The sequence below is a fragment of the Parasphingorhabdus sp. NYA22 genome, from assembly GCF_976973735.1.
Genome location: NZ_OZ333477.1, coordinates 3,323,181 through 3,337,069 on the forward strand (window position 1 = coordinate 3,323,181; position 13,889 = coordinate 3,337,069).

At 59.5% G+C, this 13,889-nt stretch carries 13 protein-coding genes; 3 read left to right on the top strand and 10 right to left on the bottom strand.

Annotated features, from left to right (window positions below):
* Window positions 1-11 precede the first annotated feature (11 nt).
* The 7 genes from gspF to ACWFTY_RS15855 form a co-directional block, all read right to left on the bottom strand.
* Entirely contained in the window at window positions 12-1,235 is a 1,224-nt protein-coding gene (gene gspF, locus ACWFTY_RS15825; RefSeq protein WP_447525139.1) for a type II secretion system inner membrane protein GspF, read from the bottom strand.
* Window positions 1,228-2,775: a type II secretion system ATPase GspE gene (gene gspE, locus ACWFTY_RS15830; protein ID WP_447526916.1), complete on the bottom strand. Its 1,548-nt coding sequence runs from the start codon at window positions 2,773-2,775 to the stop codon at window positions 1,228-1,230. The genes gspF and gspE overlap by 8 nt, the downstream gene beginning before the upstream one ends.
* Window positions 2,775-4,925, bottom strand: a complete 2,151-nt coding sequence (gene gspD, locus ACWFTY_RS15835; protein ID WP_447525140.1) for a type II secretion system secretin GspD — start codon at window positions 4,923-4,925, stop codon at window positions 2,775-2,777. Before gspD ends, gspE begins: the two co-directional genes overlap by 1 nt.
* Window positions 4,925-5,734, bottom strand: a complete 810-nt coding sequence (locus tag ACWFTY_RS15840) for a type II secretion system protein N (protein ID WP_447525141.1) — start codon at window positions 5,732-5,734, stop codon at window positions 4,925-4,927. The genes gspD and ACWFTY_RS15840 overlap by 1 nt, the downstream gene beginning before the upstream one ends.
* A gap of 116 nt (window positions 5,735-5,850) precedes the next feature.
* Window positions 5,851-6,498: an HAD-IA family hydrolase gene (locus ACWFTY_RS15845; RefSeq protein WP_447525142.1), complete on the bottom strand. Its 648-nt coding sequence runs from the start codon at window positions 6,496-6,498 to the stop codon at window positions 5,851-5,853.
* Window positions 6,495-7,193 (bottom strand): VIT1/CCC1 transporter family protein, encoded by a 699-nt coding sequence (locus ACWFTY_RS15850; RefSeq protein WP_447525143.1) that lies wholly within the window; start codon window positions 7,191-7,193, stop codon window positions 6,495-6,497. The genes ACWFTY_RS15845 and ACWFTY_RS15850 overlap by 4 nt, the downstream gene beginning before the upstream one ends.
* A gap of 9 nt (window positions 7,194-7,202) precedes the next feature.
* Window positions 7,203-8,123 carry an SMP-30/gluconolactonase/LRE family protein gene (locus ACWFTY_RS15855; RefSeq protein ID WP_447525144.1) on the bottom strand — a complete coding sequence of 307 codons (921 nt, stop codon included), beginning with the start codon at window positions 8,121-8,123 and terminating at the stop codon, window positions 7,203-7,205.
* Window positions 8,124-8,209: 86 nt separating this feature from the next.
* On the opposite strand from ACWFTY_RS15855, the gene ACWFTY_RS15860 reads away from it, so the two are divergent.
* Both ACWFTY_RS15860 and ACWFTY_RS15865 read left to right on the top strand, forming a co-directional pair.
* The gene (locus tag ACWFTY_RS15860) at window positions 8,210-9,643 is read left to right on the top strand and encodes an NAD-dependent succinate-semialdehyde dehydrogenase (protein WP_447525145.1); all 1,434 of its coding nucleotides are present in this window, start codon (window positions 8,210-8,212) and stop codon (window positions 9,641-9,643) included.
* A gap of 210 nt (window positions 9,644-9,853) precedes the next feature.
* On the top strand, window positions 9,854-11,503 hold the full coding sequence (locus ACWFTY_RS15865) for a thiamine pyrophosphate-binding protein (protein WP_447525146.1): 1,650 nt from the start codon (window positions 9,854-9,856) through the stop codon (window positions 11,501-11,503).
* Between the two features lie 6 nt (window positions 11,504-11,509).
* On the opposite strand, the gene ACWFTY_RS15870 is transcribed toward ACWFTY_RS15865, so the two are convergent.
* Window positions 11,510-12,070 (bottom strand): manganese efflux pump MntP, encoded by a 561-nt coding sequence (locus tag ACWFTY_RS15870; RefSeq protein ID WP_447525147.1) that lies wholly within the window; start codon window positions 12,068-12,070, stop codon window positions 11,510-11,512.
* A 151-nt stretch (window positions 12,071-12,221) separates the two neighbouring features.
* On the opposite strand from ACWFTY_RS15870, the gene ACWFTY_RS15875 reads away from it, so the two are divergent.
* Window positions 12,222-12,395, top strand: coding sequence for a hypothetical protein (locus ACWFTY_RS15875; RefSeq protein WP_447525148.1), 174 nt, complete (start codon window positions 12,222-12,224; stop codon window positions 12,393-12,395).
* A gap of 47 nt (window positions 12,396-12,442) precedes the next feature.
* Here the strand turns inward: ACWFTY_RS15875 and ACWFTY_RS15880 are convergent, their stop codons facing one another.
* Window positions 12,443-13,396, bottom strand: a complete 954-nt coding sequence (locus tag ACWFTY_RS15880) for a glutaminase (RefSeq protein WP_447525149.1) — start codon at window positions 13,394-13,396, stop codon at window positions 12,443-12,445.
* Window positions 13,389-13,799, bottom strand: coding sequence for an EVE domain-containing protein (locus ACWFTY_RS15885; protein WP_447525150.1), 411 nt, complete (start codon window positions 13,797-13,799; stop codon window positions 13,389-13,391). Before ACWFTY_RS15885 ends, ACWFTY_RS15880 begins: the two co-directional genes overlap by 8 nt.
* Window positions 13,800-13,889 lie beyond the last annotated feature (90 nt).

Sequence of the window (13,889 nt, forward strand, 5' to 3'; positions counted from 1 at the left end):
TTTTTCCGGCCCTATAGTCCGGCAAGATTCTGAAGCTGCAGGATCGGTAATAATATCGCCAATATCACCAGCGCGACCAGCCCGCCAAGCGCCACAATGATGATTGGTTCGAGCAAGGACAAGGCGGTCGAGCTGAAATTGTCAAATTCCCGTTCCAGATAACCCGCCGCCCGGGCCAGCATGTCATCAAGCTGTCCCGATGCTTCGCCGCTGGAGGTCATATAGACCAGCATCGGCGGGAAAACGCCTGTATTCTTGAGCGCCGTGGACAGGCTGCCGCCGCCTCTTATCGCTTCCACCATATCTTCCGAAGCCTTGCGCAATACGCTGTTGTGGATCGTTTCGGTGGTCAGCCGCAGCCCCTCGATAATCGGCAGGCGGCTGGCCACCATGGTCGACAGTGTCCGCGCCAGACGCGCCGCGTGCAGATCGCGCAGCAACCGCCCGAAAAACGGCAGACGGAGCAGAAAGCCGTCGAAACGATATTTGAGTTTGGGCTCCTTGAGCGCGCGCCAGCCAAACAGCAGCGTCAGTCCGATCAGGATCGCAATCGCCCACCACCAGTCTGCGAGAAAGCTGGATATTCCGATGACAATCCGCGTGATCATCGGCAGTTGCTGGTTCACATCGTCAAACTGTTCGACAACCTTGGGCACAACCGCGATCATCAGAAGTGCAACGACGATGATCGAAACCAGCGCCAGCACTGCCGGATAAGCCAATGTGCCGATCAACTTCCCACGCAATTCCGCCTGTCTTTCGAGCAAGTCCGCCAGTCTTTCGGTGATATCGGGCAGCGTGCCAGAACTTTCCCCGGCGGCAATCATCGCCCGATAGAGCGGCGGAAAGCTTTTCGGTTCGCGCCGCATCGCCTCCGACAACCGCTGTCCCTCGATCACCCCGCCGTGCACCGTCGCGATCCGCTGCTGCACATGCGGTTTTTCATTCTGGTTGCCGATCAGGCGCAGCGCTTCTTCCAGTGGGCTGACCTGCGCCAGTGACGATAATTGCCGCGTGAACAAAGTGAGTTCTTTGGATGTCAGCTTTTTCGGACCGAACAAACCGGCGGATTCCTTGCCCCGCTTGCCTGACTTGCCCTGCGCGGCCTCCATTTTGACGACATAGAAATTCCGCTCGGTCAGCTTGGCCCGGGCCGCATCATCGCTGGCCGCCGCCAGCCGCCCGGTCTTCTCCCGACCCTTGGGATCGATCGCGGTATAGGCAAATTCAGGCATCGACCGCTTCGCTTTCGCGCCGGGAGATGCGGATCGCTTCCTCGGGCGTGGTCAAGCCTTCGCGGACAAGCGCTCTCGCGGCGACGCCGAGATGGGGCTGGTTGCGGAACGCATGGGCGGAGATAGCGGCCTCATCGCCACCATCATTGATCAGCTTGCGCAACGTGTCATCAATACGAATCGCCTCGAACACGCCGATGCGGCCCTGAAAGCCGGTCTGGTTGCAATGTTCGCACCCAGTCTCGCGGTAGACCACCGTTCCATTGTCGAATCCCAGTAGCGAGGCCAGCGAGCCATCAACCTCTATCGGCGTGCGGCAATGTTCGCACAATTTGCGCACCAGCCGCTGGGCAATCACCGCGCGCAGGGTCGAGGCGAGCAAAAACGGCTCCACCTTCATATCGCGCATCCGCGTGATCGCGCCGACTGCATCATTGGTGTGTACGGTAGACAGTACAAGATGACCAGTCAGGCTAGCCTGCACCGCAATCTCGGCTGTCTCCCGGTCGCGTATCTCGCCGATCATCACGACGTCGGGGTCTTGCCGCAGGATCGCGCGCAGTCCGGCGGCAAAAGTCAGGCCCACTTTCGCATTGACCTGCGTCTGGCCAATCCCCTCGATCGCATATTCGACCGGGTCTTCGACGGTCAGGATATTCCGGCTACCATCGTTGAGCTGCTTGAGACCGGCGTAAAGCGTGGTGGTCTTGCCCGAGCCCGTGGGTCCGGTGACAAGGATGATACCATTGGGTTCCGAGAGCGCATCGGTCAGGATCGCGTGGGTGCTTGGCGACATGCCAAGCAGATCGAGCGAGATACCGGCGCTTTCCTTGTCGAGAATCCGCATCACCACACGCTCGCTTGCCCGGTTAGGCAGAGTGGACACGCGCACGTCTAGCAATTTCCCGCCCAGTGTCAGACTGATCCGGCCATCCTGCGGTATCCGCCGCTCGGCGATATCAAGCCGCGCCATCACCTTGATCCGGTTGACGATCACGCCCGCGACATGCGGCGGCATACGGAGCTTCTCGGTCAGCACGCCGTCGACCCGCATCCGCACAACCAGTCCCGTTTCATAAGGTTCGATATGGATATCTGAAGCACCCTGCCGCGCTGCCTCGGCAATAATTCCGTTGATCAGCCTTATCGTCGGCGCATCATCGGCGCTGTCGAGCAGATCCTCGGCGCTGGGGATGTCTCCCGCAATATCGTCCAGCCCCTCGCCGGCCAGCGCCATATCGCCAGCCATGGCGGCGGCTGAGCCGTCCATCGCATAATGGGCACTGAGCAGCTTCTCGAACGCCGGACCTTCGACCAGTTCCACATCAAATGACTGCCCCACATAGCGGCGCACCTCGAGCAAGGCCGACGGATCGGAGCCTTCCCGCATCGCCAGCGACAGTCGTTCACTGCTGCGATCCTGTATCAGCAGACCATGATCACGAGCATAGGAATAAGGCAGGTCTTTGGCGACTGTTGGCATCACCAGCCCGCCATCCGCTTCGGAGACAAGTGCTTCTGTTCCCCGGGCGATTTCCATCATGGATTCCCGCTGGTCTCGCTCGCCGGCAGAGGAGCCTGCTCGATCATGCCGCTGTCCCTGACCGCAGGCATTTCACCCGGGGCATAGATGATCTGGTCATCCGGACGCGCGTCGACCGATGGCGGTACAGTCCCGAGATAATCGCGGACCAGAGCGTCAATCGACGGCTCCTCGTCCGGAGTGCGGGCAAGCTGGCGATCACGGATATACCCATAGCGCGCACTCGAGAAACGCCGTGCATCGTTCGGATCTTTCAGGATCGTTGGGCGAATGAAGACCATCAAGTTGGTTTTAACCCGTGATCGGCCGCGCGATTTGAACAATTCTCCGATCAGCGGAATATCACCGAGAAACGGGATTTTCTGGATCGTGCGCCGTTCATTGTCGTCGAGCAGGCCGCCGAGCGCGATAATCTCGCCATTGCCAACCGTGACCGTTGTGTTGATTTCCCGCTTGTTGATGATCAGCTCGTTGAAATCATCGGAAACCGGACCGGCGATCGAGCTGACCTGCTGGCGCAATTCCATCCGCACCTCGTTACCGGCATTGATCTGCGGGGTCACTTCCAGCTCGATCCCGACATTCTGCCGCTGGATCGTGCGAAACGCATTGTCGAAATTGCCGGACAGCGCTTCACCGGTCGACACCGGAATTTCCTGCCCGAACAATATGCTGCCCTTGAGATTGTTGTTCACCGTCAGCGACGGCGTCGACAGCACGTTGCTGTCGGTGTCCGACTGGATCGCGTTGATGATCGCACCCAATATGGCGCTACCCCCCAGGCTGGTTGCAAAGCCGCCAAAGCCGCCGCGCGCGCTGAGCACCGAATCGGCGGCATTTTCGAGCAATACGTCACCGACCGAGCTGTTTGTCGTCACCGTTGTCGCGGTATCGGTTGTGGTGGTCGTGGTCGTGTCAAACTGGTTGGCTAACAATCCGCCGGCAACGTCGACAATATTGGGCGAGGCATTGGAGAAATTGGTCACGGCAAAGGGTACATTCTCGCCGCCGACCAGCCATTGCACGCCCAGTTCGCGAGCCAGAGACTCCGAAATTTCGACGATGATAGCTTCGACAACTACTTGTTCCTGACGCGTATCCAGCTGCCGGATCACTTCACCGATCATCCGCTGGACGTCGGGATTGGCAGCGACAATGATCGCGTTGGTTCCTTCCAGACGGGTCACGATCGACGGACCACGGCTGGCAATGCCATTGCCGCCGCCACTGGCAGCCGATACCGCCGCGCCTTCACCGCCGCCAGCCGGTGTAACCGTCGCAGAGCCGCCGCCCGTCCCTTTGCTGCCCAGCAAATTCTCGATCACCGGCAAGAGATGCTCGGCATTGGCATAGTCCAGCCGGTGGACCCGTATCTCGGTGCCCGATTCCGCGCCTTTGTCCAGCTCGCGTGCCATTTGCGCAAAGCGCGTCACCGCACCGGGATCACCGCGCAGGGCGATGCTATTGCTGCTGTCGATCGGCACCACGGTCACCGGCGCGCGCAGGCCTTCACCGCCGCCCTGCGCGGCTAAGGCCTGCAGCGAGGTTGCGATTTCCCGGGCACCGGCATTTTTCAACGCGATGATGGTGCTGGCGGCGCTGTCGCGGTCGATCTCTCCGACCAGACTGCGGATGCGGCGGATATTGTCGGCATAGTCGACGATCACAAGGCTGTTCGCGTTGCGGTTCGAGGTGATAGACCCCTGCTTGCTGACCAGCGGACGCAGGGTTTCCAGCGCTTCGGTCGCGACAATCGATTTGAGCCGTACCACCTCGGTCACCAGCTGATTACCCTCCGCGCCGCGCGAACCGATCCGGCTGGGCTGCGAAGCCGCGCCATCGGCGGGCTGGATGCGATAAGCGCCACGGGTCGTGGGGATTGCAACCAGATTATTGGCGCGCAGGGTCGACAGGAATATCTCGAAATATTCCGAACGGCTGAGCGGACGGTCGGTAACCACCGAAACCTTGCCCTGCACCCGGCTGTCGAGAATGAAGGTACGGCCGGTGACCTTCGCCGCGTCCTGAACGAACGCACGAATATCGGCATCGCGGACATTGAGCGTGTGCTGGGCCGACGCTGGCGCAGCCGACAGGCTCGCACAAAGCGCAAGGACCGCCATAATCCGGGTGAATAAGCTACGCATTAAGGGGCTCCCAGATTGACTGCTATCGGAACTGTATCGGCTCCGCGCTCTACTTCGACCGACAGACGTGTGCCCGGCCGGATTTGACTTTTCAATGCTTCGATATCGCTGGTCGAACCGACCGGATTGCCGTTGATCGACACGATGATATCGCCATTACGAAAACCGGCGTTGTTGAACATCGCGCCATCTCCGAGAGGAGAAATCACGATACCGGTCACCCGGCCCTGATCGTTGCGCGGCGCCAGCGATGCGACACCGGGAATTTCATTGCCGCCTGTGGTCAGGGACGCAGGCGCAACCGGATCGTCCGTGCCTACCGTTTGCGCCGGTATCGACTGGTCGAGATACAGGCTTTCGCGAACCCCGCCGCGATCGATGATCACATGGTCGAACTCAACGCTGCTCAGCGTGACACCGGACATGATTTCTTCGCCCACGACATAATTTGTCTGCACCCCGTCGGCCCCGGCCAGAATCGCCGAACCCAGTCCCGAGGCCTCGTTCATGCGAATACCGAAGAGGGTTAGTTGCAGCGATGTCACCACATTGGCGCTTTGCGCTGCATCGCTGCGGAAAAACGGATCGAAGCTGCTGAACAGGGTCAGGCGCGATTGCGGTGACAGGATTTCCACGTCATCGGCGCGATAATCGCCAACAGGGCCCAGCGGGGTCAGCACCAGCCAGATCAGGCGAACCGTCTGGACCAGCAGCAAAACAGCCAATATGGCGAACAGAACAGGATAAGGCCCCTTCTGGTTATACCAGCGGGTCATGGTGCCAAATCTGTCCGAAAAGCTATTACTCACGAATCCCCGCAACCTTGCAACCTTGCAATCCCCGTCGCGCTATAGCGATTTCACGACCATTCGACGACTCATTGATGACGAATATATTACAGGTTAAATCGGATTCGCCCAATGTTTCACGGCAATTGCATGTTCAACAGCGCGCCAAGATCGTCGAGCGCCTGCTGCTCCGCCGACACCTTGATGGCCGCCATGCCAAGCGCCGCTGCCGGTTTGCAGTTGATCCCGAGATCGTCAAGATAGATGCATTGCGCCGGTTCGACGTCCAGCGTCTCGCACATCATCTGGTAAATCCGCGGGTCGGGCTTGCGCACGCCCGCCTTGCTGCTCTCGATAATATGGTCGAAGCGCAGCATGACGTCCTTCACCGCCGCTGCCTTCTCGTCATCCATCGCCATGCCCGCGCCTTTGCCAGCCGGCACATTGTTGGTGATGCACGATATCGTGAAGCCCTCGGCCTTCAACCGGTCAAGCGTTGCCACCATCTTGGGCCGCACATCGCCGGCCAGCCGCGCCAGCACATCGGCGCCGCGCAACTCGATACCGATAGCGCGCGCCTCTGCAGCGAAAGCTTCGTCAAAACCCGCTCCATCCAGTTCCGCACGTTCGAACCGTGCCCAGGCATTGTCGTCGGGATTGGCACTGTTGATCCGGCGGACGCTATCATGCGGAACACCTTTTTCGGCCTCCAGCCGGTTGAATGCTTCAAAAGGCGAGGATGTGATCACGCCGCCAAAGTCGAAAATTACAGTCTCATATTTCATGCAACAACAGCTCCAAAAATCGATCCAATAACGGCGGTCGCGGCCATCGCCGCGGCACCCCAGAAAGTCACCCGAACAACCGGTCTGAAAATCGGCGCCCCGCCGAGTATCGCTCCAACCGCCCCCAGCGCGGCAAGCAACAATAATGCTGCACCGGACACGACCCAGATCAGCATCTGGCCACTCAATAGCGCCGCGAGGATCACCGGCAAGATCGCACCAGCTGCAAATGCCAGAGCAGAAGCAGCCGCCGCCTGCAACGGCTTGGCAGAAAAATGCTTGGTCAGGCCGAGCTCGTCGCGCAAATGCGTGCCCAGAGCATCATGAGCAGTCAGCTGATCGGCGACCCGTTCGGCAAGATCGGCGGTCAATCCACGATTCTTGTAGATCGATATCAACTCGATCCGCTCGGCCTTGGGCTGATGCTCCAATTCCCAGGCTTCCTTGGCCCGCTCCGCCTTCTCGCTGTCGGCTTGCGAACTGACCGATACATATTCACCCGCCGCCATCGACATCGCACCCGCCACCAGCCCGGCAAAAGCGGTGAGCATTATTGTGTCCTGTGTCGTAGCGGCAGCCGCGACTCCGACAACAAGACTGGCGGTCGAGACAATCCCGTCATTGGCCCCGAGAACGGCGGCACGCAGCCAGCCTACCCGGTCGAGCTTATGTGGTTCCTGATGTATTCTAGCCAAAGCTGATTCCTATTTGTTGAGATATTCCAGTTTCAGCCCCGGCCGTTTCCAGCGGGTCTTGACCAGTTTTCCGGTTGCCGACAGGCATATCCAGGCATCCATCATATCCTCGCCGCCAAAACAGATATTGGTGGTGAAGATATCCGGCGTCTCGACAAATTCGACCAGTTCACCTTCCGGTGAAATTACGCTGATCCCGCACTCGCCGATCGTGGCGACGCAAATATTGCCGCATTCTTCCATCGCAAGGCTGTCGAAAAATTTATAGCCCGAAGGACGATAGAGCGGAATACCCGGACCGCCGGGTCCGGCATCAGCTGCAACCTTACCGGGTGCTGTGATGTTGAATTTCATCAGCCGGCAAGTGAAGGTCTCCGCAGCGTAGAGCGTGTTCCCGTCCGGTGAGATGCCGATGCCGTTCGGATTGTTCGAAGGAAAAATCACTTCTTCCAGATGACTGCCATCGGCCTTGGCATAAAAAATCCCGACAATGTCGTGGCAGCGCTTGGCGTAATCGGTCTTGCCATGGTCGGTGAACCAGAAGCCGCCATGCGCGTCGAACTGTATATCGTTGGGACCGCGCAGGATGCAGCCAAAGTCGCCGTCATTATAGAGAGTTTCGAATTCGCCGGTTTCGGGATCAACTCGCTGGATGCTGCCGCCGACATAGTCCTTGGCAATCCCGGCGGGGGTCAGGAAACCATTTTCGTCATGATATTCAAAGCCGCCATTGTTGCAGACATAGATTTTGCCATCGGGTCCCATCGCCGCGCCATTGGGGCCGCCGCCGGTTTTCGCGACCAGTTGTTTGGTGCCGTCCGGCAAGACGCGGGTGAGCTGCTGCGCCTCGATTTCGACCAATATGACACTGCCGTCCGGCATCGCGATTGGCCCTTCTGGAAAGCGCAGGCCCTCGGTGACTATCTCCATGACTATTCCCTCTCAATATTTTTCACAGTCATTGCGGGAATCCGGCGACAAGTCTAGTGCTTAGACAAACGGTTTCAGGAGCAACTATGTCCAACGCATATCCCAAAAAATTGCAACTCCACATTGATGGCGAATGGATCGATGGCGAGGATCGCGAGGTCCATCAGGTCGTCAATCCAGCGACCGGCGAGGCCATTTCCGATCTGCCCAAGGCGACCAAGGCCGATCTCGACCGGGCGCTGGACGCAGCCGACCGCGCCTTTCCGATCTGGCGCGATACATCGGTAGCCGAGCGCGCCGTGATATTGCACAAGGCCGCCGACCTGATGCGCGAACGGGCACCGGAAATCGGACGCCTGATGACCTACGAACAGGGCAAGCCGCTGGCTCAGGCGATTGGCGAAGTCACTGCTTCCGCCAGCCATTTCGACATCATGGCCGAGGAAGCCAAGCGTTGCTATGGCCGCGTTCTTGTGCGCCCGGCCGGCCAGAATAGTTTCGTCAAATATCAGCCGGTCGGACCGGTTGCGGCGTTCAGTCCCTGGAACTTCCCGGTTTTCACACCCGTGCGCAAGCTCGCCCCGGCGATAGCCGCCGGCTGCTCGATCATCCTCAAGCCGGCCGAAGAAACCCCGGCCAGCCCGATCGAAATGATCCGTTGTCTCGTCGATGCGGGACTGCCCTCCGGCGTGGCGCAAGTCGTTTTTGGCGATCCGGCGGAGGTCTCCAGCCATCTCATCGCTTCACCAGTGATCCGCAAAATCAGCTTCACCGGATCGGTTCCGGTCGGCAAGCATCTGATGAAGCTCGCTGCCGAAGGCATGAAGCGCACCACCATGGAACTCGGCGGTCACGCACCGGTACTGGTCTTCGATGATTGCGATCTGGAAAAGACGCTCGATCTGGTCGTCACCGGAAAATTCCGCAACGCTGGTCAGGTTTGCGTCTCGCCGACACGCTTCTATGTCCAGTCCGGCATCTATGATCGCTTTGAAAAGGCTTTCACAGAACGCGCGCAAAAGATCAGTGTCGGTGACGGCTTTGACTCTGTCGACATGGGCCCACTTGCCAATCCGCGTCGGCCAAGCGCCATGGGCGCGATGATCGAGGATGCACGGACCAAGGGTGCCGACGTCCGGCTCGGCGGCGAGCGGCGCGGCGACAAAGGTTTTTTCTTTGACCCCACGGTTCTGTCCCACGTCCCGCTCGACGCCAATATCATGAACGACGAACCATTCGGGCCGGTGGCGGTGATGCGGCCCTTTGACACGCTCGACGAAGCCATCGAACAGGCCAACCGCCTGCCGCTGGGCCTCGCCGCTTATGCCTTCACCAATAATCTGCATACCGCCAATATGGTCGGCGACAAGATCGAGGCCGGGATGGTGGCGATCAACAATCTGACGGTCAGCCCCGGCGATGCGCCTTTCGGCGGCGTCAAGGAAAGCGGCCACGGATCGGAAGACGGACCGGACGGACTGAAAGCCTATATGGTGACCAAAGCAATCCATCAGGCCTAGGCAGTGAACTTTATGCCATCTGCTGCACATCGATTGCCGGGCTCCAGCCTGAATTTTGGAGACCGCGACAGCATTATGATGGATTCACGCGAAGACGCGAAGCCGCAAAGAGAAGACGTTCCCAAATCTTCTTCGCGGCTTTGCGTCATCGCGTGAGTCCTATAAACCAATAGCGCAGCTAAAACTGCGGGTGAGCAAGGAGAGAGAAACATGATGAAACGCACCGGCGCGCAGATTTTGGTCGATCAGCTGGTCATTCAGGGGACCGACCGGATTTTCACCGTCCCCGGCGAGAGCTTTCTCTCTGTCCTCGATGCGCTCCACGACTGCGGCACCATCCAGACCGTCTCCACCCGTCAGGACGGTAGCGCCGCCTTCATGGCCGAGGCCGATGGCAAGATGACCGGCGCGCCCGGCATCGCCTTTGTCACCCGCGGCCCCGGCGCAACCAACGCCAGCATCGGTGTCCACACCGCGATGCAGGACAGCACCCCGATGATCCTGTTTATCGGCGATGTTTCGCGCGATGACCGTGACCGCGAAGGTTTTCAGGAAGTCGATTTCACCGCGATGTTCACACCGCTCGCCAAATGGGCGGCGCGGATCGACAATGCGGCGCGGATCCCGGAATATATCGCACGCGCCTTTGATACCGCCAGTTCGGGACGTCCCGGCCCGGTGGTACTTGCCCTGCCCGAGGATATGCTGCGCGACGAGGTCGAGGCGCTCGACCGGCCCAAGGTGATTGCCCCGGCCCAGCCACTTTGCCCCGACGCAATGACAACGCTCACCGATATGCTACGCGATGCCACCGACCCGATTGCGATCGTCGGCGGCGCCGGCTGGAGCGACAAGGCCAAACATTATTTCGCCCAATATGCCGAACGCATCGGCCTGCCGGTAGCGGTGGCGTTCCGGCGGCAGGACAATTTCCCCAACGAGAGTCCTGTATATGCCGGCAATCTCGGCTACGGCCCCAATCCCAAGCTCACCCAGCGGATCAAGGATGCCGATCTGGTGCTCGCGGTCGGCGCACGGCTCGGTGAGGCGACCACCGATGGCTACACGCTGATCACCCCCGACCATCCCGACCAGATTCTCGTCCATGTCCATCCCGATCCTGACGAACTCAACCATGTCTATTGCGTCGACCTGCCAATCTGCGCCGAGATGGACGAATTTGCCGAACAGGTGGCGTTGTGGGACGACGATCTCCTCACCTTCGACGCGGGCAAATCGGCGCATCAGGACTATCTGCAATGGTCTACCCCGCAACCCACGGCGGCCAAACTCGACCTCGGCCTATGCGTTGCCACGATGCAGGAGCAGCTTCCCGCCGATGCGATTATCTGCAACGGCGCCGGTAATTTCTCCGGCTGGTGGCACCGTTACTGGAAATATGGCGCCTACCCCAGCCAGCTAGCCCCGACATCCGGTGCCATGGGCTATGGCGTCCCCGCATCGGTTGCCGCCGCCCTGCGCTTTCCCGACCGCGTCTCGGTGGTGATCGCAGGCGACGGCGACTTCATGATGAACGGCCAGGAACTGGCCACCGCGATCCAGTATGACGCGAACCTGCTGGTGCTGGTGATCGACAATGGCAGCTTCGGCACCATCCGCCTGCATCAGGAACGCGAATATCCGGCAAGACTGTCAGCGACGTCGTTGAAGAACCCGGATTTCGCGGCGCTGGCCAAGGCCTATGGCGGATGGAGCACAACGGTGGAAACCACCGATGAATTTGCGCCCGCTCTGGCAGAGGCGATGAAGCGTAAGGGCTTGCGGCTCCTGCACCTGAAAACCGATGTCGAGTTTTTGACAGCGGCTGGCGCGACGGTAAGCGGATTACGGGGAAAATAGGCTCAGTCAGCCACCAAAATATTGCTGCGCCACAAAGATTTTGATCCCGATACCAATCAGGATCAGCCCGCCCAGAACCTCGGCCCATTTGCCGATTCTTGCTCCGACCAGCGCCCCCAGATACACGCCGGGATAGGTTAGCAGCGAGGTCGTCAGTCCGATCACCACGCAGGCCAGGACAATCGGCGCGCCAATCGTCGGCAAGGTAATACCGGCAACGGCGGCATCGATGCTGGTGGCAATGGCAACCACCAGCAGCGGCCATAATGACAATTCTTTCATTGGCTCTTCGGGGTTGCGATCCAGACCTTCCTTGATCATCCGGAGGCCGAGAATAGTCAACAAAGCGAGAGCGATCCAGTGGGCCGCCGACGCCATAATAGCAGCAAAAGCGATTCCCAGCGCCCAGCCCAGCAAAGGCATAATTGCTTGAGCCAGGCCAAAGGCCAAGCTCATCCGCAACGCGGTTTTACGGTTCGGGCGACTGGCCGCGCCCTGCGCAACCGCCGCAGCAAAGGCATCCATGGCCAGGCCCAGCGACAGCAAAAGAAGGGTGATCATGGTCATCCGGGCGCATTGAATGCATTGCTGCGCAAATTCAATCAGTTCATAAACTCAAAGTTCGCCGGGCAGATCAGACAGGACTGCATTTCGCACCCGTCGTTAATGCATAAAAGAGGTTTGCAGCGCATAGCCACAGCTGTCTGGAGACATCCTCATGAAATTCGTTTTACTCAAATCGCACGGCGGCAATTACATGGTAGTTGTCGAGAATATCGCGTGGCTGCGCACCGACGCTGACGGTCAGACCAAAGTTGGTATGGTCGGAGGGTCCCCGCTGCTGGTGGCCGGAACCATTGAGGAAACGGCCGCGATCATATTGGCCGGCTAGGCTCACCAGATATCAGCGGATAGGCCCGATGGCCGACCATCCGCACGCTAGCCAAACACCGACCATCCCGTCTGTCGCACCAGTTCTTCCAGCGCAATGCTGCCGACTCGCGATGTCCCTGCACGGTTCAACCCCGGTGACCAGACCGCGATCGTCCCATAGCCTGGAGCAACCGCCAAAATTCCGCCGCCGACCCCGCTTTTTCCGGGCAAGCCAATGCGATACGCAAAGTCTCCGCTATTGTCATAATGGCCGCTCAACATCATCACCGCCAATATCCGGCGGCAGCGTTGGCGGGTCACAACCTGCTCGCCGGTCACCGGATCGCGGCCTTCATGGGCCAGAAACAGCGCCGACCGGGCCAGTTGTCGACAAGTGATTGCGATCGCACAATGGCGGAAATAAGCGGCCAGCGCTTTTTCCACCGGATTGGCCATATTGCCGAACGCCGCCATGAAATGCGCCAGCGCCCGGTTGCGAGATCCGGATTCCGCTTCCGACAGGGCGACGGCGCTATCGATCTGAATCGTGTCGTCCTGCGCCAGCCGGCGGAGCATCGTCAGCAGCTCGACAATCGCCGGCTCCGCGCCAGCGCTGTCGGCGCAATAATGTTCGACCAGATGATCGGTGGTTACAATAGCCCCGGCATTGATCAGCGGATTGCGCGGTATGCCCTGTTCATTTTCGAGCTGGACGATCGAATTGAACGGCGACCCCGACGGCTCCCGCCCGACCCGCTCCCATAATCGGTCGCCGACCGCTTTGAGAGCCAGCGAAAGGGTGAATATCTTGGATATGCTCTGCATCGAAAACGGTTCATCTGCGTCGCCGAGAATTTCCATCCGTCCATCGGACAGCGCAACGGCAAGCCCGAATTTGCGAGGATCGACATTGGCCAAGGCCGGGATATAATCGGCGACCTTGCCCGTTCCGATCTCGGGGGCGACGGCTCGCTCTATCGCCGTTAGAATTTCGGGCCAGACCGGATTGCCTTCACTCACCCGCCATCTCCAAAATCGCCGTCCACTCGCTCTCCGTAACCGGCGCCACAGACAGCCGCGACTGCCTTATAATCGCCAGATCCTTCAACTCTGGATTCTGCTTCATCGCCTTCAGTGACACCGGGTTGGCCAGCTTCCGCACCGGCTTCACCTTGACCACCACCCACCGATCCGGATCGGTGGTTACATCGGGCGTGGCCTCTTCACTGACCTCCATGATGCCAACCACTTCCAGCCCCTGGCGCGAGTGATAGAAGAAAACCTGATCGCCCTTTTCCATCGCTTTCATATTGTTCGACGCCTGCGCGTTTTTCACGCCGTCCCAGGTGCCTTCGCCCTCGGCGACCAGATCATCCCAGCCATATTCATCCGGCTCCGATTTCATCAGCCAATATTGCGGCATATCTCGCTCCTTCTGTGCAAACAGGATGTTAGCCGACCCGGTGCCAACAAAAAAGGCCCCGCAATCATGCGAGGCCTTGTCTGTCGTTGG